The sequence below is a fragment of the Frateuria sp. sgz306004 genome (genome assembly GCF_057750885.1).
The window spans coordinates 145,206-162,945 of sequence record NZ_JBYLFE010000006.1 but is presented as its reverse complement, the minus strand read 5'-3'; the positions used below and the strand labels follow the sequence as shown (position 1 = coordinate 162,945).

Annotated in this window: 19 protein-coding genes; 12 read left to right on the top strand and 7 right to left on the bottom strand. The window is 65.6% G+C overall.

The genetic code is table 11. From position 1 onward, the window contains the following. Positions 1 to 86: 86 nt before the first annotated feature. Positions 87 to 497, bottom strand: a complete 411-nt coding sequence (locus AC3G2C_RS14475; protein ID WP_488385328.1) for a cupin domain-containing protein — start codon at positions 495 to 497, stop codon at positions 87 to 89. A gap of 93 nt (positions 498 to 590) precedes the next feature. Here AC3G2C_RS14475 and AC3G2C_RS14470 point away from each other — a divergent pair, with 93 nt between their 5' ends. The 5 genes from AC3G2C_RS14470 (at position 591) to AC3G2C_RS14450 (ending at position 4,575) form a co-directional block, all read left to right on the top strand. After that, positions 591 to 1,706 carry an oxidoreductase gene (locus AC3G2C_RS14470; RefSeq protein WP_488385327.1) on the top strand — a complete coding sequence of 372 codons (1,116 nt, stop codon included), beginning with the start codon at positions 591 to 593 and terminating at the stop codon, positions 1,704 to 1,706. Positions 1,707 to 2,184: 478 nt separating this feature from the next. Then, positions 2,185 to 3,159 (top strand): hypothetical protein, encoded by a 975-nt coding sequence (locus tag AC3G2C_RS14465; RefSeq protein ID WP_488385326.1) that lies wholly within the window; start codon positions 2,185 to 2,187, stop codon positions 3,157 to 3,159. A gap of 5 nt (positions 3,160 to 3,164) precedes the next feature. Next, positions 3,165 to 3,740, top strand: a complete 576-nt coding sequence (locus tag AC3G2C_RS14460; protein WP_488385325.1) for a GTP-binding protein — start codon at positions 3,165 to 3,167, stop codon at positions 3,738 to 3,740. Next, on the top strand, positions 3,737 to 4,147 hold the full coding sequence (locus AC3G2C_RS14455; protein ID WP_488385324.1) for a roadblock/LC7 domain-containing protein: 411 nt from the start codon (positions 3,737 to 3,739) through the stop codon (positions 4,145 to 4,147). Before AC3G2C_RS14460 ends, AC3G2C_RS14455 begins: the two co-directional genes overlap by 4 nt. 101 nt (positions 4,148 to 4,248) lie before the next feature. After that, positions 4,249 to 4,575 carry a hypothetical protein gene (locus AC3G2C_RS14450; RefSeq protein ID WP_488385475.1) on the top strand — a complete coding sequence of 109 codons (327 nt, stop codon included), beginning with the start codon at positions 4,249 to 4,251 and terminating at the stop codon, positions 4,573 to 4,575. A gap of 242 nt (positions 4,576 to 4,817) precedes the next feature. Here the strand turns inward: AC3G2C_RS14450 and AC3G2C_RS14445 are convergent, their stop codons facing one another. Continuing rightward, complete coding sequence (locus tag AC3G2C_RS14445) at positions 4,818 to 5,810, bottom strand: aldo/keto reductase (RefSeq protein WP_488385323.1); 993 nt, start codon at positions 5,808 to 5,810, stop codon at positions 4,818 to 4,820. A 108-nt stretch (positions 5,811 to 5,918) separates the two neighbouring features. Between AC3G2C_RS14445 and AC3G2C_RS14440 the strand changes: the two genes are divergently transcribed. Continuing rightward, complete coding sequence (locus tag AC3G2C_RS14440; RefSeq protein WP_488385322.1) at positions 5,919 to 6,818, top strand: LysR family transcriptional regulator; 900 nt, start codon at positions 5,919 to 5,921, stop codon at positions 6,816 to 6,818. 22 nt (positions 6,819 to 6,840) lie between these two features. Here the strand turns inward: AC3G2C_RS14440 and AC3G2C_RS14435 are convergent, their stop codons facing one another. Then, entirely contained in the window at positions 6,841 to 8,889 is a 2,049-nt protein-coding gene (locus tag AC3G2C_RS14435) for an amidohydrolase family protein (protein WP_488385321.1), read from the bottom strand. Positions 8,890 to 9,186: 297 nt separating this feature from the next. Between AC3G2C_RS14435 and AC3G2C_RS14430 the strand changes: the two genes are divergently transcribed. Beyond that, positions 9,187 to 9,555, top strand: a complete 369-nt coding sequence (locus AC3G2C_RS14430) for a hypothetical protein (protein ID WP_488385320.1) — start codon at positions 9,187 to 9,189, stop codon at positions 9,553 to 9,555. A gap of 74 nt (positions 9,556 to 9,629) precedes the next feature. Here AC3G2C_RS14430 and AC3G2C_RS14425 read toward each other — a convergent pair whose 3' ends face one another. Together AC3G2C_RS14425 and AC3G2C_RS14420 are read right to left on the bottom strand one after the other, a co-directional pair. Next, on the bottom strand, positions 9,630 to 10,382 hold the full coding sequence (locus AC3G2C_RS14425) for a glutathione S-transferase family protein (RefSeq protein ID WP_488385319.1): 753 nt from the start codon (positions 10,380 to 10,382) through the stop codon (positions 9,630 to 9,632). Positions 10,383 to 10,447: 65 nt separating this feature from the next. Continuing rightward, positions 10,448 to 10,852 (bottom strand): acyl-CoA thioesterase, encoded by a 405-nt coding sequence (locus tag AC3G2C_RS14420; protein WP_488385318.1) that lies wholly within the window; start codon positions 10,850 to 10,852, stop codon positions 10,448 to 10,450. Between the two features lie 61 nt (positions 10,853 to 10,913). Between AC3G2C_RS14420 and AC3G2C_RS14415 the strand changes: the two genes are divergently transcribed. From AC3G2C_RS14415 to AC3G2C_RS14405, 3 genes are all read left to right on the top strand, one after another. After that, positions 10,914 to 11,273 (top strand): SMR family transporter, encoded by a 360-nt coding sequence (locus tag AC3G2C_RS14415; protein ID WP_488385317.1) that lies wholly within the window; start codon positions 10,914 to 10,916, stop codon positions 11,271 to 11,273. Continuing rightward, the gene (gene mdtI, locus AC3G2C_RS14410) at positions 11,263 to 11,595 is read left to right on the top strand and encodes a multidrug/spermidine efflux SMR transporter subunit MdtI (RefSeq protein ID WP_488385316.1); all 333 of its coding nucleotides are present in this window, start codon (positions 11,263 to 11,265) and stop codon (positions 11,593 to 11,595) included. Before AC3G2C_RS14415 ends, mdtI begins: the two co-directional genes overlap by 11 nt. Before the next feature lie 118 nt (positions 11,596 to 11,713). After that, positions 11,714 to 14,047, top strand: coding sequence for a S9 family peptidase (locus AC3G2C_RS14405; RefSeq protein WP_488385315.1), 2,334 nt, complete (start codon positions 11,714 to 11,716; stop codon positions 14,045 to 14,047). A 73-nt stretch (positions 14,048 to 14,120) separates the two neighbouring features. Here AC3G2C_RS14405 and AC3G2C_RS14400 read toward each other — a convergent pair whose 3' ends face one another. Both AC3G2C_RS14400 and AC3G2C_RS14395 read right to left on the bottom strand, forming a co-directional pair. After that, complete coding sequence (locus tag AC3G2C_RS14400) at positions 14,121 to 16,103, bottom strand: M56 family metallopeptidase (RefSeq protein WP_488385314.1); 1,983 nt, start codon at positions 16,101 to 16,103, stop codon at positions 14,121 to 14,123. A 1-nt stretch (position 16,104) separates the two neighbouring features. Then, positions 16,105 to 16,491 (bottom strand): BlaI/MecI/CopY family transcriptional regulator, encoded by a 387-nt coding sequence (locus tag AC3G2C_RS14395; protein ID WP_488385313.1) that lies wholly within the window; start codon positions 16,489 to 16,491, stop codon positions 16,105 to 16,107. Positions 16,492 to 16,711: 220 nt separating this feature from the next. Between AC3G2C_RS14395 and AC3G2C_RS14390 the strand changes: the two genes are divergently transcribed. After that, on the top strand, positions 16,712 to 17,182 hold the full coding sequence (locus AC3G2C_RS14390) for a bacteriohemerythrin (protein ID WP_488385312.1): 471 nt from the start codon (positions 16,712 to 16,714) through the stop codon (positions 17,180 to 17,182). Positions 17,183 to 17,251: 69 nt separating this feature from the next. Then, complete coding sequence (locus tag AC3G2C_RS14385; RefSeq protein ID WP_488385311.1) at positions 17,252 to 17,725, top strand: bacteriohemerythrin; 474 nt, start codon at positions 17,252 to 17,254, stop codon at positions 17,723 to 17,725. The last annotated feature ends 15 nt before the right edge of the window (positions 17,726 to 17,740 follow it).

The window sequence follows — 17,740 nt, the reverse complement described above, 5'->3', positions numbered from 1 at the left end:
TTGACAATTCTGTGTCAGGCCGGTGATGCGCACCGGCGGTTTACTTAGCGCTGTCTTAGAGAGGGTCTATCAAGGCCCCTCCGGGCCTATTTCACTGGCTCGGCCAGGGGCTTGCCCTTGTCGATGACCCAGGTGGACAGGGCCACGCCGCCGTCGGAACCCGATGCCGCCGCCAGGCTGTGCACCGCGCCACGCGGGTTGAAAAAGTGGTCACCGGCCTTGAGCACCTGGTCGGGCTTGCCGCGCGTCTTCAACACCAGGTTGCCTTTGAGCACGTAGCCGGACTCGTCGCCATCGTGCACATGCCAACCCACGGCAGTGCCGGCGGGGATCTCCGCCGTGCCCAGGACGATCTCCGTGCCAGGCACGCCGCTTTGTTCGTGTTGGTCCAGGATGGTGCGCTTGGGTTGCGCGGCGGGCGTGGCATCCTGCGCGAAGGCAGCGGCAGTCGTCAACGCAAATGTGGCGGCCAGCACGTGACGAAGAAGGCAGGGCATGACGCACTCTCCATGCATGGCAAGGCCGCCATCATCGGCGTTGTCGCGTTATTGCCGGGTGTAGGCGCGAGGGGATGGCTGCGATCGCGTACCATGCAGACCCCGCTGCTGGACGTCACACTCATGACAGACACCACGACCCCGCTGCGCACGGCGCTCATCGGCTATGGCTATGCCGGCAAGACGTTCCACGCACCGCTGATCCAGGCCGTACCCGGGATGGTGCTGGACGTCGTCGCGTCGCGCGATGGCGCCAAGGTGCATGCGGACGTGCCGCAGGCGCGCGTGATTGCCGACCCCTTGGCCGCCCTGGCCGATCCGCAGGTGGAGTTGGTGGTGATCGCCTCGCCCAACGATACGCATGCGCCGCTGGCGCACGCAGCCTTGGCGGCGGGCAAGCATGTGGTGGTGGACAAGCCGTTCGCGCTCGATCTGGCTCAGGCGCGCGAGTTGGCCGCGCAGGCGGCGCAGACGGGGCGCGTGCTTTCGGTATTTCAGAATCGCCGCTGGGACAGCGATTTCCTGGGCGTGCGCGAGGCCATTGCCCAAGATATGTTGGGCCACGTAGCGCATTTCGAATCGCACATCGACCGCTTTCGTCCGCAGGTGCGTGCGCGTTGGCGTGAGCAGCCGGGCGCCGGCAGTGGCTTGTGGTACGACCTGGGGCCGCACTTGGTGGATCAGGCGCTATGCCTGTTCGGCATGCCCGAGCGCGTGATGGCAAACCTGGCCACACTGCGTGACGGTGGCGAAGTGACCGACTGGGCGCACGTGCTGCTGGAGTACCCGGCGCGTCGCGTGGTGCTGCATGCGAGCATGCTGGTGGCCGGCGGAAGCCCCCGTTTCAGCGTGCACGGTTCGCGTGGCAGCTTGGTGAAAACGCGTGCCGATATGCAGGAGGCACAATTGCTGGCGGGCCTTCGCCCAGGCAACCCGGCGTGGGGTGAGGATCGCGACGCGCTGCTGTTCTACGACGCCGAAGGACAGGTACATGCGCGCCCTGCACCGCGAGGCGATCAGAGCCGCTACTACGCGGCGGTGCGCGACGCGGTGCGTGGAGTGGGAAGCAACCCGGTCACGCCGGCGCAGGCGATCGGCGTCATGGCGGTCATCGAGGCCGCGCTGGCTTCGGCAGAACGTGGCGAGGCCGTGGTGCCTGCGCTGTCCGCGCGGGAACAGGCTGCCTGGGACGTCGATCAGGTGGCGTGACGATGTGATGGTTTCGTGATCATGTGCGCCGTGGCGTTAGCTGCGCGCAAGCTACGTGGTTTTCGCGTAGATGATTCGATCTTTTGTATAGACGTCCATTTGACGTTTGCCATTTCTAGGAAATTTTGTAGCCGACGCCTACGTTGGCCCACATGGTTTTGTGATGCCTCTCACAACCCGGATTCTGCAATCTGCGATCTGATACGCAAACTTTGCTGAACGAATGCTCGTTGGAATTCGGGCCGGTGGCCCGTCGCGGATGGATTGTCCGCTGACGGGCACCGACTTCAGGAAGGGCATCAGGGGACACTCCATATGTCGATTCGTACGGTGGGCGGCCGCATCTGGCATGCGGCGGTAGGGTCCGTTCGTCTCTCGTTCGTGGACGTTGATCGGTCGCATGTCTTCAAGGGGCCTCAAGGCGGGGGCATGTCCGCCGCTGTCTCGTCGCGCCTATCGCTCGCGACGAGGTGAGCCCATGACCATCCGTATGAGGCGGTTGACCGCAGTCGGCTTGCCGGCGCGCGAGGAGTTACTCGTTCGCACCTTGCTCAAGGTGGTCAACACCAAGACCACCGAACCCTGGTCGTTCCACGACAGCCTGGAGGCCAACGTGGCCCTGTGCAATCCCGAGTCGGCACTCTCGATGATGGCCATCAAGCGGGCTAGCTCGCACGGCCTGGTTTGCGTATCGGTAGTGCACGAGGGCGAACGCTGTCTGCCCGAGACGCTCACCTTGCGTGCGCCGATCCGCAGCGGCGAGTTCATCGAGATGCTCAACGAGGCATCCGGGCGCTTGCAGCTTTCCGGGCGTGTGCGGCGCGCGACGCCGGCGGAAGCCATGCCGCGCGCTTCGCTCGCGATCGTGCTGAGAGACGAGGACGCGCAAAACAGCGCCGCGCACCTGCGTGTGGATGCGGACGGTCGCACATGGGTGGTTTCGCTGAGAACACGCCGCATCAGCGGCGCGGATGCGCTGGACGACGAAGGCTTATTGAAGCTTGGCCGGAGCACCTCGTTTCGCGTGGAGCGGCTGGATGACGCCACGGGCGATGCAGCGCTGGCAACGGCGAGTTGGGTGGGCGGGATCGAACGACTGTGGTGGCTGTACGGTCTGCATGCCGGCGTGGAAGCCATGCCCGGTGCTACGGACGATCGCAGCTACCTGTTGAAGCGTTGGCCAGATGCTGGGCGTCTGCATCTATTGCCGGCGCAGTTGCGCATGGCGGCGCTGCTGACGCGTCAGGCGATGACAGCCGACGAGCTGGCGACGATGGTGGAGCGTCCCATGGAAGAAGTACGAGCCTTCCTGAGCGGCTGCGCCATGTTGGGCTTGTTGACCGAGGAAGCTCTTGACACGCCGGTGCTTCCGCTGCCGCAGTCCTCCCCGCGTCCGTCGCGTTACGCGGAACTGTTTCATTCGTTGCGCGCCGTGTTCGGCATCCGGAGCTGATGCCGATGGGCGAACGCGAATACAAGCTGATTTTCACCGGCAGCATGGGTGCGGGCAAAACCACGGCTATCGCTGCGGTGAGTGACACGGCGCCTGTGCGTACGGACGTGCAGAACACCGATCTCGCCAGTCACGCCAAGGCCACCACCACCACGGGCCTGGACTATGGCGAAGTCACCCTGCCGGGCGGTCGGGTATTGCGTTTGTTCGGCACTCCCGGGCAGTCCCGCTTTCAGTTCATGTGGGACATCCTGGGCAAGGGGGCATTGGGTGTGGTGGTGCTGGTGGACAACAGTCGCCCCGATCCACTGGGCGATGCGCGCGACTACGTGCGTGCCTTCAGCGAGGTCATTGGCCAATCACGGGCCGTGGTGGGTGTGGGGCGCTGTGACACGCACCCCGAGCCCACGCTCGACGACTACGACGATGCGCTGCGCGATATCGGTGTGCGTGTGCCGGTGGTCTCAGCGGATGTACGCCAACGCGAGCAGGTGATCACCTTGCTCGACATTCTCTTCTACCAGATCGAAGCCGCCGGCGATGTCGCCGACGAGGCCCTGCAGGGAGTGCCAATGACATGAGTACGCCCGAGCGCAGTATCAGCCGAAGCGAGGAAGCCATTATCCAGCAGCACATGGAGGCGCTGATGACCCGCGAGCAGGAAATCAGCGGCGTGCTGGTTTCCACCGTCGACGGCTTTCGGGTGGCCGCACGCCTCACCGGCACGCTGTCGGCGGAGAAGCTGTCCGCCATGGCCAGTTCCCTGCTGGCCATCAACGAGGCGGTGTGCCGCGAGAGTTCGGTGGGCGAGTGCCGCGACCTGGTGATCGAGGCGTCGCAGGGGCGCATCCTGCTGATGGATATTCCGCACCCTGCCCAAAAACTCATCCTGACCGTGCTGTGTCGCGCCAAGGTGACCATGGGCCAGGCGCTGTGGGCTGCGCGCGGTTGCCGCGAGTCGCTGGGAAAGATGTTCGCAACGTCATGACTTTGCGGGAGCGGGTGCATCGACCCTCCCATACAACACCTCGATGCCTTTCATGAGGAGAGACGAACGTGGCTACGTTGAGCGAGTCGGTGAATGAATTGATGGGCTTTGACGGCGTGCTGGGCGCGGCCCTGGTGGACAGCAACAGCGGCATGACGCTGGCGCAGTCCGGCACGGTGTTCGATCTGGAAGTGGCGGCGGCTGGCAACACCGAGGTGGTGCGCTCGAAGATGAAGACCATGAAAGCACTGGGGCTCAAGGACGAGATCGAAGACATCCTCATCTCGCTGGGCAAGCAGTACCACATCATTCGGCCGGTCGCGAACAAGGCGGGGCTGTTCTTTTACGTGGTGCTGGATCGTGCGCGCTCGAACCTTGCGTTGGCTCGACGCAAGGTGCTGGACGTGGAATCGACCCTGAGCATGTAACCGAGGTGGTGTGCGCGGTGTTGCGCAGGGTGCTCAGCGCTTGTGAGCAAACACAAAAAAAGGCCCCCTTTCGGGGGCCTGCGGGCCGTGTCTAGGGGGTGACTAGGCCCTGGGGGCGTCGGCGGGTTCGTGGCGCCCGCCGACAGCACCTATGTTGCCGCGCAGAGCGATCTCGCTCTGTCAGGTAATACCTACGCACGAAGTAGGCCTAGGCATTTTCTTCTGACCTGCACGATCGGGCGTCATCGGTTCACCATCTGCATGCCCGCCTCGGTGTACCGCGTGCCCGCCACGGCCTCGGGCGGGAACACCGCGTCGATGGCCGCCAGTTCGGCGTCGTCGAGGGTAAGCTCCAGCGCACCCAGGTTTTCGTCAAGGCGATCGCGGCGTTTGGTGCCGGGAATGCCGATCACATCCTTGCCTTGTGCCAGTACCCAGGCCAGGGCGAGCTGCGCGGGCGTGCAGCCCTTGGCAGCGGCCAGGGCTTTCACCTTGTCCACCAGCGCAAGGTTGCGCGCGAAGTTGTCGCCCTGGAAGCGCGGACTCTGGCGGCGATAGTCGTCGGCTTCGAAATCGTCCGGGCTGCGCAGTGCGCCAGTAAGAAAGCCACGACCCAGCGGCGAGTAGGCCACCAGGCTGGTGCCCAGCGCGCGGCAGGCGTCGAGCATGCCGTTTTCCTGCGGATCGCGCGTCCACAACGAAAACTCTACCTGCAGGGCGGCGATGGGATGCACCTTTGCCGCACGCTGCAGTGTGTCGGCGGAGGCTTCGGAGAGGCCCAGGTAGCGCACCTTGCCGGCCTGCACCAGCTCGGCCATGGCGCCCACGGTCTCCTCGATCGGCACCTGCGGGTCCACGCGGTGCTGGTAGTACAGGTCGATGTGGTCCACACCCAAGCGCTTGAGGCTGGCGTCGCAAGCGGCGCGCACATAGTCCGGGTGGCCGTTCACGCCGCGACGGGTCGGGTCGTTGGGGTCGCGCATGATGCCGAACTTGGTGGAGAGGAACACCTGATCGCGTCGGCCGCGAATAGCCTGGCCCACCAGCACCTCGTTGGTGTGGGGGCCGTACATGTCGGCGGTGTCCAGCAGGTTGAGGCCACGCTCAAGGGCGTGGTGGATGGTGGCGATGGATTCGGCGTCGTCGCGATGACCGTAGAAGTCGCTCATGCCCATGCAGCCGAGGCCGAGGGCGGAAACGAGGGGGCCATTCTTGCCGAGCGTGCGCTGTTGCATGGGGAGTCCTTGGGTTGGGGTGACACGGGAGCGCATTGTTCGGCATACCGGCCTGGCGATAAATGCTCAATAATCGCCAAGTCTGTTGATGAAAAGGCCAACAATGGTATGGACCGTCTGCATGCCATGCGGGTATTCATCCGCATCGTCGAGCTGGGCAGCTTCACCCGCGCCGCCGATGACTTGAGTCTGCCGCGCGCCACGCTCACGCACACCATCAAGCGGCTGGAGGAGCGCCTGGGCGCGCAGTTGTTGCAGCGGACCACGCGCCGCGTGCGAGCCACCCGCGATGGCGAGGTGTACTACAACCATTGCGTGCGCCTGCTGGCCGACCTGGATGCGGTGGAGACGGATTTCCGCGAAGCGGCAGTGGTTCCGCGCGGGCGGTTGCGGGTGGATTTGGCATCCTCGCTGGCACGCAGTGTGCTGATTCCGGCGCTGCCGGATTTCTTCTCGCGCTATCCGCAGATCGAGCTGGACCTCGGCACCAGCGACCGCTTCATCGATCTGGTGCAGGAGGGTGTGGATTGCGTGCTGCGCACCGGCGAGTTGCAGGACTCCACCCTCGTTGCGCGACGCATCGCCACGTTGTCCCAGGTCACCGTGGCGAGCGCCGATTACGTGCGCCGGCACGGCCTGCCCCAGTCGCTGGCGGATTTGCAGCACGGGCACGTGGCGGTGAACTGGGCCTCGCCCACCACGCGACGCGTTTCACCGCTGGAGTTCATGGTGGGGCGCAAGCTGCGCGAGGTGCCGCTGCCGTCGTTCATTACGGTGAGCGGCACCGAGGCCTACCTCGCCAGTTGCGAGGCTGGCCTGGGCATTGCGCAGTTTCCGCGTTATCGCATGCGCGAGGCGTTGGCGCGCGGCGAGCTGGTGGAGCTGCTGCCGGCCATGCCGCCGCCATCGATGCCGGTGAGCGTGGTGTATGCCTCGCAGCGGCATTTGCCGATGCGCCTGCGGGTGTTCATCGAATGGGTGGCGGTGTTGCTGCACGACCTGCCCTGAGGCGGGTCGTGCAGCGCGACGATCAATCCACGAATGCCGGGCGACGGCTGATGCCGCCCTCGCTGCGCAGCGCGTTGGCATCCATCAGCTTGCCGCCCATCATCACCACGTCGGTGTGGCGCAGGTCGCCGATATTCTGCGCGGGGTTGCCTTCCACCAGCACCAGGTCGGCCACCTTGCCGGTCTGGATGCTGCCGGTGCGTTGGTCCACACCCACCAGGCGGGCCGGTGCGAGCGTGGCGCTTGCGAGTGCCTCGGCGGGTGTAAAGCCGGCTTGCACGTACAGTTCGAGTTCGCGCACCAGCTCCAGACCCGAGCCGTCGGTGCCGGCCACGATGGGCACGCCGGCCTTGTGCATGGCCGCCACCAACGCCTGCAGTTTGGCGAAGCTGGCGCGATAGTCGGCGCGGGTAAGGCCCTGTGGCACGGCGAAGCCGCCCTGGCGGAAGCCACGTTCCACCGCCGGCGGCAGGGTGCCGACAAACGGCGCATAGGCCGGCGACAGGTCGCCGTTCTCCGGTACATAGAGGCTCTCGGCCACCACCAGGGTGGGGTCGGAGGTGATCTTCTTGGCCGCCATGGTGGCGATCAGCGACTTCATCGGTTCTTGATCGAGGTTTATGTCTTTGGCGTAGCGGCCCGGACCCTCGAAGCGCGCCATGCCGTTGGATACCTTCACCACGGAGTCGGGCATGGCCTGCATCATCACGAAGTAGATGTGCGTGACCTCGTCGTAACCATCGGCGATGGCGTCTTCCGTGCGCATGCCGGCAGGCAGGTGGCCGTGCACGTGCAGACCCAGGCGATGGGCCTCGGCGGCGGTGGCCTTGAGCCAGGCAGGGTTGAAGGTGCCGTAGATCTTGATGGCGGTAAAGCCCTCGGCCTTGGCCTTGCGCACCAGGGCGACGGCCTCGTCCTGCGAGGTGGCGACGCTGGCGACCTGGGCGGTGTTGGGGCCCTTGCCGTCGATCAGCATCGACGGATACACGTTGGGCCCGAGCAGTTCGCCCTTGGCGCGGCGCTGCGCGCGAGCGAGGGTGAGGTCATTGACGTTGCCGGGGTCGCGCACCGAGGTGATGCCCAGCGACAGCAGCAGCGGACCGGCCGCATCGTCGGGCACGTGCTGGTGCGCATCCCACAGGCCGGGCACCAGCGTCTTGCCCTTGCCATCGATCTGCTGCGCGCCCTTGGGTACGGCGGTGCTGGCGGCCGGGCCGACCTGGGTGATCATGCCCTGGTCCACCACCACGGTCTGGTCGTCGGCGAAGCGGTTGCCATCCACAAAGGCGCGCACATGGGTAAAGGCCACCGGGCCGGCCGGCGTCTTCAGCAGCTTGGGTACCAGCGTCTTGGAATGCACGGCGAGCGCGTCGTTCTGAGCCTTCTCCAGCATCGGCTGCGCGCTTTCGTAACCCACCGGCAACCAGGAGAGCCCGCCGATGAAGGCGAAGAAGGTGTCGTGCTCATCGGCCCAGATGGGGATGGGCGTGTTGGCGATGCCGGTAATGGCGTATGCCACCACCTTTTTCTGCGAGGCGCCGCTGCCCACCGTGGCGGTGGTCAGCGCTTCGGCCTTGGCATAGCCGCCAGGCAGGAGTTGGATGGATTTGCCCGGCGTGGCGAGCAGCTTTTCAAGGAAATCGGCATTGAGATCCATCGGCCCGCCGAAGGCGGTGTACTCGGCGGCCGCCGTGTATGGCGCGGAGCCCGCATCCACAGGGCTCTTCCAACTGGCCGTGCCGTTCTTTACCTCGAAGCTTTCCGCCGCATCGCCTTGAGGCGTACGGCCGCGCACCACCAGTCGATCCACCATGCCATCCGGGCCGAGGTGGGCGGTGCTGTCCAACTCGAACACCTGGCCGCGCAACAGCAGGCTCTCGCGGCCCATGCGCGTACCGTCGGCTGTGGTCCAGCGTGCCGAGGTGCCGTGCTTGCCGGCGGTGGAGAGGATGGTGAACTGCTGCGCGTTGGCCGGTGGCTTGGCCAACTGTTCGGTGGGAGTGGGAGCGGGTGTGTCGGCGAGACAGGGCAAGGCCAGACACAAAGCGAACACGACGAGCGGGGCACGCATGGGAAAGCCTCCGTGGGGTTCAGCGCGGAGTATGGCCGCTCACCCGCGGCGGCAACAGTGAGCGGCAGGGGTGTCTGATGGCCTACTTGGAGCCCGGCCGTTCACGGCATCTTTCTTTGCTGCGCGGGACACTCGGACACAAGGGCGAGGGACGCTCTCTAAAGTCCGTGCATTGTCTGCCGATAGCGGGAGACAGCACGCACTCCGTTTCGGGCAAGCGCGTGCCGGTTCGGTCTGCGTGTTGGCGGCTGCTATCGCGAACGTCGCCGGCCATTCCTATTCCATGGAAGTGCATGCATGAGCGGCCACAAATCTCATCACAAGGGCAACAACGTGGACTGGAGCGATCCCCGCCTGCAGGCGTTGCTGCGCAAGTCCGAGAGTTGGAGCCTCGATAATCGCGGCACCTACACGCCGAAAGAGGTCGAAGTGCACCTTGGCTGGGGCGCATCCACCGGACGGCCAGCCAAGCTGGTGTGGGAGCGCGATCAAGTGATGATGCTGGAGACCCGCTTCGCCATCCCCGTGGGTGAACAGGTGCGTGTGGACGAGCCGCAGGGAACCGGCATTCGTAGTGTCTGGGGCATCGTGGCCGAAGGTCGCGAAGGCTTTCGCGCGGAAGACCGCGCCAACGGCATCCATCTGCACTGGCTGCATCTGCGCTGATCCGCACCGGCTAGGTGCCTATCTGAAGAACGAGGCGCGGGGCTTGGGCCGCCGCGCCTTTTCGTAGGTGATGCCTACTCGAAGCGCGACACGCCTTTGCGCGGGGCATGCGTGCCTACCGTGCTGGCGGTGAGCGGTGCGCCAGCGGCGGTAAGCGCCGCGCGTTGCTCGGGCAACGGTTGGCGCAGCATGGCATCTTCAAGACGGGCCAGTTTCTGGAACGGCTCCAGCGCTTGCACGCGTGCGACGAGCGCGGCCAGACGCGGCCAGCGTTCGGCATCGATGGCGAAACGCACGAACGACGCCGTGCGGAAATAGCACGCCAGGCTGATGTCGGCGATGGATAGCGCGCCGAAGATGAACCCTTCCGCCGGCATCTGCGGCTCCAGGTAATCCAGCGCTTGCGGAATCTCCACCGTCAGCGCCTTTTCCACCACGGCCTCGTCGGTGGTTTCGCCGAAGATGTGGCGGCGAATCGCCTTTTGATAGAACAGCTTCCAGATCAGCAGGCTGGCCAGGTGCGTATCGCAGTATTCCTCCAGCCAGCGCGCCTTGGCGCGGTCGACGAGGTTGGACGGATACAACGCAGGCGTGGGGAAGCGGTCTTCCAGGTACTGGCAGATCACCGACGAGTCGTTGAGCACCAGGTCGCCTTCGATCAGCACCGGAATGCGCCGCAACGGGCTCAGCGCGGTGAACTGCTCGTTACCCACGAACGGCGCAATAGGATCGATATCGTACGGTTGGCCCTTGATATCCAGGCAAACCAGCACCTTACGCACATAAGGCGAAACGTAATTGCCGATGATGGTGAACCGAGACGACATAGGGTGACTCCGGCACGTGGGGAAGGAAGCAACCCGCAAAGCGTGGCCGTCGCGCTGGCTGGGCGTCAAGCGGTGGGCAGTGGGGGCACGGTGGCCGGCGTGCCATTGGAATCGAGCGCCACCATCACGAAGCGTCCGGTGGTGCACACGCGGCGATCGCCAGTGAGCGGGTCTTCGGCGGTGAGTTCCACCTCCACCGTCATCGAGCTATGACCCACGTGGACTATGCGCGCCACCAGTTCGGCGAGCTGGCCCTTGCGCACCGGCACGCGAAAGTTCACCTCTTCCGAACGCGCCGTGACCACGGTGCGCCGGGCGTGGCGCGAGGCCACGATAAAGGCCGCCTTGTCCATCCACGCAAGTGCTTGTCCGCCGAACAAGGTACCCAGGTGATTGGTGTGATCGGGAAACACCATTTCCAGCATGCGGGCTTCGGGCAGGGACAGGGCGGCGGATTCGGTCTGGGTCATGGTCGGCTAACGGCAGGGAACGGTAGGATGGGGGCGCAATGCGCGACGCAAGGAGGTTCGCATGCGCTATTGGCTCTTTATGGCAGCGGCTATTGTCACCGAAGTCATCGGTACATTGGCGATGAAATATGGCTCGCACCACGCCGCGCACAGCATGGGCTTGGCAGTGATGTACGTAATGCTGGTGCTGTCCTATACCAGCCTGGCGCTGGCGGTGAAGCGCATTCCGCTGGCGGTGGCCTACGGCGCCTGGGAAAGCCTGGGGCTGGTGCTGATCACGCTGTGCAGCGCCTGGCTGTTTGGCGAAACGCTCAACGTTGCCAAGCTCGCGGCGATCGCGCTGATCATTGCCGGCATCCTGCTGCTGGAGCGCGGCACCGACGAGGCGCCGGCCGCCACGGGAGACGACCGTGCTGCCTGATTTCGCGCCCATCCACCTGCTCTACCTGGCCATTGCGATCGTGCTGGAGATCGCCGCCAACGTACTCATGAAGCGCTCCCATGGCTTCACCTACAAGCGCCCGGCGGTCGCGGCCATTGCCTGCGCCCTGGCCGCGTTCACCGCGCTCAGCTATGCCATCGAGGGCATCCAGCTTTCGGTGGCATATGGCGTGTGGGGCGGCGTGGGCCTGATCGCCACCACCGTGCTCGGCATCACCCTGTTCGGCGAGCGCCTGCGCCGCTCGGGCTGGCTGGGCCTGGTGTTGATCACGCTGGGCGTATGCCTGTTGAAGTTCGCCTGAGATGGGGCCAACGCCCGGGACCAATGGCAGGGGTGCCTTCCGGCAGGCGACAGTAGGATGCAAGGTTGATTAGGCGCCACCGCGCGCCGCTCGTGGTTCCGTTGACTGGGGAGAACACATGGTTTCGACAACACACGCAACGCGCCTCGTGGGCGCGCTGGTGCTGGGCGCGCTCGCGACGAGTGCCGCCGCGCAGAGCCGCACGCTGAGCGCGGACGACTACGCCAAGGCCGAACGCTTCGTGGGCTACAACACCACGCCGCTGGTGGATCACGCGGTGGCCAGCGTGGGTTGGCTGGACAACGACCACTTCTGGTACCGCGACCACGATGCCAGCGGCGACCACTACCTGCGCTATGACGCCAGCACCGGCAAAAGCGCGCCCATGTTCGATCACGCGCGCCTCGCCAAGGCGCTCTCCAGTGCGCTGGGCAAGCCGGTGGCCGCCAACAAGCTCGGGCTCACGGCCATCGCCACGCTGGCGGATGGTCGCCTGGACCTGAGCGTGCGCGGTAAGCACTACCTGTGCGATGCCTCGGGCGACAAGTGCAGCGTGGGCAAGGACGACAACGCCGAAGGCGTGGGCCACGAACCGGGCGTGCTGTCGCCGGACAAGCGCAGCGAAGCCTTCGTGCGCAACTGGAACCTGTGGGTACGCGATGTCGCCACCGGCCAGGAAACCCAGCTCACCATCGATGGCGTGGAGAACTTCGGCTATGCCACCGACAACGCCGGCTGGAAGCACTCCAACAAGGCCATCCTGGTGTGGTCGCCCGACTCCAAGCACATCGCCACCTTCCAGCAGGATGAGCGCAAGACCGGTGACATGGTGATCGTGGGCACCAACGTCGGCCATCCCAAGGTGGAAAAGTGGAAGTACCCGCTGGCCGGCGACAAGGACGTGACGATGATCGAACGCGTCATCGTCGACGTGGACAGCCGCCATGTGCTGCGCTTGAAGATGGACCCCGACCAACATCGCTCCACGCTGTGCGATGACATCAGCTGCGGTCGTGACGGCGGCTGGGACGATGTGCAGTGGGCGCCGGACGCCAGTTCGCTGGCCTTCGTCTCTTCCTCGCGCGACCACAAGCAGGCTTGGTTACGCGTCGCCAACGTGCAGACCGGCGAGGTGCGCACCGTGTTCGACGAAAAGGTGCCCACCTACTACGAGAGCGGCAACGGCAAGGTCAACTGGCAGTACCTGCCCGAAACCCATGAAGTCGTGTGGTTCAGCGAGCGCAACAACTGGGGCAACCTGTACCTCTACGACCTGGACAGCGGCAAGCTCAAGCACGCCATCACCAGCGGCGAAGGCAACGTCACCGAAGTGCTCAAGCTCGACGCCAAGACGCGCACGCTGTGGTTCCGCGGCGTGGGTCGCGAGAAGGGCGTGGACCCGTACTACCAGCAGTTCTACAAGGTGAGCCTGGACGGCGGCGCGCCGACCTTGCTGGCGCCCGAGGCGGCCGATCACACCATCACGCTCTCGCCGGATGGCCGCCTGTTCGCCGATGCGTACTCCACGCCCACCACGCCCTCGATCACGGTGCTGCGCAGCGCGGACGACGGCCACGTGCTCTCCACCATCGCCAAGGCCGACATCTCGCGCCTGGTCGCCAGTGGCTGGAAGGCGCCCGAGCCGTTCACCGTCAAGGCACGCGACGGCAAGACCGATTTGTACGGCCTGATGTTCAAGCCCACGCATTTCGATCCGTCCAGGAAGTACCCGATCATCGACTACATCTACCCCGGCCCGCAGACCGGTTCGGTGGGCTCTCGCAGCTTCAGCGCCGCGCGTGGCGATCACCAGGCGCTGGCCGAGCTGGGTTTTATCGTGGTGGCCATCGATGGCATGGGCACGCCGTGGCGCTCCAAGGCCTTCCACGATGCCTACTTCGGCAACATCGGCGACAACACCTTGCCCGACCAGGTCGCAGGCTTGAAGGAGCTGGGCAAGCGCTACGCGTGGATCGACATGGATCGCGTGGGCATCTGGGGCCACTCCGGCGGCGGCAACGCCACGGCCACGGCGATGTTCCGCTACGCCGACCTGTTCAAGGTAGGCATTGCCGAAAGCGGCAACCATGACAACCGCAACTACGAGGACGACTGGGCCGAGAAGTGGCAGGGCCTGCTGGTGACCGACAAGGACGGCAAGAGTAACTACGACGACCAGGCCAACCAGAACCACGCAGCCAACCTCAAGGGCCACCTGCTGCTGGCGCATGGCACCATGGACGACAACGTCCCGCCGTACGAAACCCTGCTGGTGGTGGATGCGCTGATCAAGGCCAACAAGGATTTCGACCTGTTGCTGATTCCCAATGCGCGCCACGGCTACGGTTCGGCCAGCAACTACATGATGCGCAAGCGCTGGGATTACTTCGTGCGCAACCTCGCCGGCGATACGCCGCCGAAGGAGTACACGATGAAGCCGCCGAAGGATTGATGGCGATTCGATAAGAAAAAGGCCGGCGATATCGCCGGCCTTTTTCATGGCGGTGGTACCAGGGTTTGCTGCGTCAGGTCGAGCTCAGTGGCTGCGCGGTGCCCTTGGCGATGGCCTCCTGCAACAGTCGCTTCATTTCATCTTGCGCCTTGGCCGATGCCTGCTCCTGCTGCTTGCCGAGCACGGCCTGTTGCTTGCCCAGGGCTTCCTGCTGCTTGGCCAGTTGCTCCTGCTGGCGCGCCAGCTCATCGCGTTCACGCTGGATCTCCGCACGTTCGGCGGCGATGCCTGCGCGCTCGCCAGCCGCTTCGCCTTCGCCGCCGCCGGTTGCAGCGCGCGCTTCGATGCGCGCCTCGCGAGTGGCGAGGGAAGCTTCGCGCATGCCGAGCGCACCTTCGCGCGCACCGATGCCGCCCTGCTCACCGCCCAGACGACCTTGCTCGCCACCGAGACGGCCTTGCTGGGTCGCCAGCGCGGTCACCGGCGCATAGGCGGTGCGGGCACGCGCTACCAGGGCAGTGTCGTGGATCACATAGGACTGGCCCGCGTGGCGGAAGATCACCAGCGGTTCGCCGGGCTTGTGCAGGCGCTCTGCGTTTTGCAGATCCACGTCGGCGCCGTTTACCGTCACCGAGTCGCCATCCAGCAACACGAAACCGTAGTCAGTGTTGTTGGTCACATCCACATGCACGTGGTGGGCGTTGGAGAAGCTGCCGGCCTCGGGCGAGCGCGGCGGCGGAGGCGGCGGAGGCGCGGCCGGTGCGACGGGCGCCATGGGCGCGGGCGGTGCCGGTGGCACGGGCGGTACTGGCGGCGTGCTCGACGTGCGCGTCGTCGTCACGGTGCGGGTCACCGTGGCGGCTTGGTCGGCACGAGCGGCCGGCACGGCGGCCGGTGCGGCGGCGGGCGAAACCGCTGGCGAGGGCGAAACGGCCGGCGCGGCAGTGCTGGCGGCATTCGCCGGAGCCGCGTTGGTCGGGTCGGGGCGTGCTTCGGTCACGCGGTAGGGCAGCACGCCGATGGCGGCGAGCAGGGCTACCAGCAGCCAGCTACGGCCGCGCGACGTGGAATCCTGGGCGCTGTGTTGCAGCATGGTCAGTCGCCTCTTCAAATTGAGGAAGGTGGGGGATGCGCCGGCCAGGCCGGCGTGGAGCGGATGGGCGACGCCAAGGCGCAGCAACAGGCGACCGTAGAGTTGTGGTGCGGCCCCGTGCTGCTGCATCACCTGCGCGTCGCAGGCGGCTTCGCGGTGCAGGGCGTACTCGCGCATCGCCCAGTTCACCAGCGGGTGGAAAAAAAACAGGCGTTGCGCCACAGCGGGCACCCAACCCATCCACAGGTCGCCACGACGCAGGTGCACCAGTTCGTGCGCCAGCGCCAAGGCGGTTTCTTCAGTGGACAACGCCTGCTCGGCCGGCAGCAGCACCACCGGTCGCCACAGGCCGCTGACCTGCGGCGAGCGGATCGCCGCGCACACGCGCAGCTCCGGGCAGCGGCGCAGGCCCAGTGCCTTGGCCTGCTCGGCACAAGCGGCCAGCAGGTAGGGATCGTGCAGTGCCTGCGATGCTCGCAGCACCGCGCGGGCCTGGCGCCACTGGCGAACCGCGAACGCCGCCTGCAGAAGCACGCCAGACAGCCACAGCGCCAGCAGCATGTTTTGCCACGGCCAATGCGATGACACCGGCGTATCGCCCGATGCGCGATGAATCACCGCCGGGGCGGCCAGTGCATCGGTGGAGGCGCTGGTGCCCGACGCGTTGAAACCGGCGATGCGATGTTCGCTGGGCGCGGCGTACGCCACTTCCACGGGCGCCGGTGCGGCGGCGGCCGGCGCCGCCGAAGGCGTCAGCAGGGGCAGTGCTACCGGCGTGGGCAGCGTCATGCCGAGCAGCAGCTGCACACCGAGCAACCACCACAGCAGCGAGCGGGTGGCGGCCGACAGGCGCGGCAGCGCGCGGCCGAGCGCCCAGATGGCGCCCACCAGCAATGCGGCCTGCAGCGAGGTCCAGGCCAGTCGCACCAGCCAATCCTGGGCAAAGGTGTGAAGGGTGCTCATCTCAGCTCTCCTTACGGCGAGATTGCAGTTGCGACACCAGCGCTTCGAGTTCGGCCAGCTCGCTTTCGCTGACCTCGGCGCGTTCGGACATCCAGGCCACGAACGGCGACACCGAACCCTTCAGGGTGTTCTGCACGAACTGCCCCACCGCGCTGCGCATCACTTCGCCCGGGCCGGTGGCCGGGCTGTAGCGGTACACGCCATCCACCTGCTTGCGGCGCAGAAAGGTCTTGCCGCGCAGGCGTTCCATCATGGTCAGCACGGTGGAGCGGGCCAGCCCGCGCGGTTCGCCGAACCCCGCGGCGACTTCGCCGACGGAGGCGGGTTGGTGTTCGGCCAGGTACTGCAGGAGCGCCAGCTCCTGGTCCCCGATGGAGGGCTTGCTCATGATCACGATCCAGGTGACTACACGTGTAGTCAACCTACTCGCTGACTACACGTGTAGTCAATAGGCCGCTCGGCATGCCTGAGGGCGCAGCGGCGGCGGCCGCCACTGCGGCTTAGTGTCGCGAAACCCGATGCGGCCGGGCCGGCTTGATGTAGCGCAAGCTCATCGCCGCCGCTTTGTCCGCCAATACATGCACGCAAGCACAGGGGAGAGTGCGACGGTGTCGTACATGGTTTGGCAAGACGACCTGAACACCGGCATCAAGGTGATCGACAACCAGCATCGGCGCATCGTGGAGATGATCAACCATCTGCACGAGGCGATGGACCGCGGCCATCGCCAGGAGATCGGTGACATCCTCGACGAGTTGGTCGACTACACGCTGTCGCACTTCACCTTCGAGGAATCCTTGATGGAGGACGCCGGCTACGAATTCTGCCGTGCGCACAAGCGCGTGCATGAGGTGTTCGTCAAGCGCGTCTCCGAGTACCGCCTGCGTTTCCATGCGGAGGAGGACATCGCCCACGAGTTGCTGCATACGCTCTCGCACTGGTTGTTCAACCATATCCGTAATGACGACAAGGCCATCGTGGATTCGGTGCGTCGACACCTGCATGAAAACGACGACGGCGATCACGAGCAAGGCTGGCTGGCGCGCTCGCTGCGCCGCTTCTTCGGCGGCCGTCGCTGACGCCGCCAAGATCGGCAGCGGCCGGCGCTGCATGGTGCCGGCCACGCGCTCACACGCAGGGGGACAGGCATGGGGCATCTGCTCTGGCACGACGATTTGAACACCGGCATCGATGTGATCGACCAGCAGCACCGGCGCATCGTGGACATCATCAACGCGCTGCAGGACGCGCAGGAGCAGCGCGACCGCCAGGCCATGGCGGCGGCGATGGATGAGCTGATCGATTACACCTACTCGCACTTCACCTTCGAGGAGGCCTTGATGGAGGACGCCGGCTACGCCCTCGATCGGCCGCACAAGCGCACGCATGAGGCGTTCGTGGGGCGCGTGCGCCAGTACCGTGCGAGGCACCGGGCGGGAGAGGACGTGTCCGAGCCCATGCGCGCGATGTTGTCACGTTGGTTGTTCCAGCATATCCGCACGGACGACAAGGCCTATGTGGAGGCGGTGCGACGCAACATGCTCAAGCTCACTGGCGATACCGCCGAGGGCGGCTGGCTACCGACGGCACTGCGGCGATTCTTTGGCCGCAAGGGGCCGTGAAACGGCGCCGCGCGT

What these genes read in the sequence shown, in the direction of transcription:
- AC3G2C_RS14425 (WP_488385319.1), bottom strand. Translation starts at nt 10,382, where the DNA reads ATGTCGTCTCGGTTCACCATCATCGGCAATTACGTTTCGCCTTATGTG.
- AC3G2C_RS14470 (WP_488385327.1), top strand. Translation starts at nt 591, where the DNA reads ATGCAGACCCCGCTGCTGGACGTCACACTCATGACAGACACCACGACC.
- AC3G2C_RS14455 (WP_488385324.1), top strand. Translation starts at nt 3,737, where the DNA reads ATGAGTACGCCCGAGCGCAGTATCAGCCGAAGCGAGGAAGCCATTATC.
- AC3G2C_RS14395 (WP_488385313.1), bottom strand. Translation starts at nt 16,491, where the DNA reads ATGAGCAAGCCCTCCATCGGGGACCAGGAGCTGGCGCTCCTGCAGTAC.
- AC3G2C_RS14385 (WP_488385311.1), top strand. Translation starts at nt 17,252, where the DNA reads ATGGGGCATCTGCTCTGGCACGACGATTTGAACACCGGCATCGATGTG.
- AC3G2C_RS14440 (WP_488385322.1), top strand. Translation starts at nt 5,919, where the DNA reads ATGGACCGTCTGCATGCCATGCGGGTATTCATCCGCATCGTCGAGCTG.
- AC3G2C_RS14430 (WP_488385320.1), top strand. Translation starts at nt 9,187, where the DNA reads ATGAGCGGCCACAAATCTCATCACAAGGGCAACAACGTGGACTGGAGC.
- AC3G2C_RS14460 (WP_488385325.1), top strand. Translation starts at nt 3,165, where the DNA reads ATGGGCGAACGCGAATACAAGCTGATTTTCACCGGCAGCATGGGTGCG.
- AC3G2C_RS14420 (WP_488385318.1), bottom strand. Translation starts at nt 10,852, where the DNA reads ATGACCCAGACCGAATCCGCCGCCCTGTCCCTGCCCGAAGCCCGCATG.
- AC3G2C_RS14415 (WP_488385317.1), top strand. Translation starts at nt 10,914, where the DNA reads ATGCGCTATTGGCTCTTTATGGCAGCGGCTATTGTCACCGAAGTCATC.
- AC3G2C_RS14445 (WP_488385323.1), bottom strand. Translation starts at nt 5,810, where the DNA reads ATGCAACAGCGCACGCTCGGCAAGAATGGCCCCCTCGTTTCCGCCCTC.
- AC3G2C_RS14435 (WP_488385321.1), bottom strand. Translation starts at nt 8,889, where the DNA reads ATGCGTGCCCCGCTCGTCGTGTTCGCTTTGTGTCTGGCCTTGCCCTGT.
- AC3G2C_RS14450 (WP_488385475.1), top strand. Translation starts at nt 4,249, where the DNA reads ATGGGCTTTGACGGCGTGCTGGGCGCGGCCCTGGTGGACAGCAACAGC.
- AC3G2C_RS14405 (WP_488385315.1), top strand. Translation starts at nt 11,714, where the DNA reads ATGGTTTCGACAACACACGCAACGCGCCTCGTGGGCGCGCTGGTGCTG.
- AC3G2C_RS14465 (WP_488385326.1), top strand. Translation starts at nt 2,185, where the DNA reads ATGACCATCCGTATGAGGCGGTTGACCGCAGTCGGCTTGCCGGCGCGC.
- AC3G2C_RS14400 (WP_488385314.1), bottom strand. Translation starts at nt 16,103, where the DNA reads ATGAGCACCCTTCACACCTTTGCCCAGGATTGGCTGGTGCGACTGGCC.
- AC3G2C_RS14475 (WP_488385328.1), bottom strand. Translation starts at nt 497, where the DNA reads ATGCCCTGCCTTCTTCGTCACGTGCTGGCCGCCACATTTGCGTTGACG.